This is a genomic window from Vibrio sp. YT-19(2023), assembly GCF_033337395.1.
In genome coordinates, this window is the sequence record NZ_JAWOQN010000937.1 from 1 (window position 1) to 558 (window position 558).

Consider the following 558-nt stretch of genomic DNA (forward strand, 5'->3'; position numbering starts at 1 on the left):
AAATTCTTCATGATCGTCAAACGTGTGGATGTGATAGCTCGGAATATTACGCGCTTCCAAAGTATGCTCGATAGACGATGAGCCCACTTTCCCCATTTGATACACCAAGACGAAGTTATCAGCCCGAAGTTCTCGGTTCTTTTCAGGTTGTCGAGCGATAGAGTATTTCATTGATCAAATCCTTGATTATTAAAATTCGTGACTTTTATTGACTGGCAGCGAATGGATGACTGTCTGAGGTTCTGGTGTTCGTTTTCGACTGATCATAACTGGCAACAAAAGTATCAAAATGATGGTGGTATTTACGGCAACGAAGAACACCATGATGAGGGCGTAAACCGCGAGTAAAAGACTTTTTCTGTTGTCATCGATACTGCGAAAACAAAATTTGATGAAAAGAAAGTAGCCTCCAAACAGAAACGCAATGCCGAGCAAACCGTATTCGATGGCGGTATCAAGCACAAAGTTGTGGGTGTAAATCGCTAGTTCATCGTAGTTGAAGTAATCGATCATAAAGTTGGGCAGCATTTTGGCGCCCACGCCTAAAATAGGATGCTG

2 pseudogenes are annotated in these 558 nt (G+C 42.3%); both read right to left on the reverse strand.

What is annotated here, in order from left to right:
* A pseudogene (locus R7E78_RS29290) lies at positions 1-171 on the reverse strand (capsular biosynthesis protein); the annotation flags it as partial.
* A gap of 18 nt (positions 172-189) precedes the next feature.
* Positions 190-558, reverse strand: a pseudogene (locus tag R7E78_RS29295) (ligase); the annotation flags it as partial.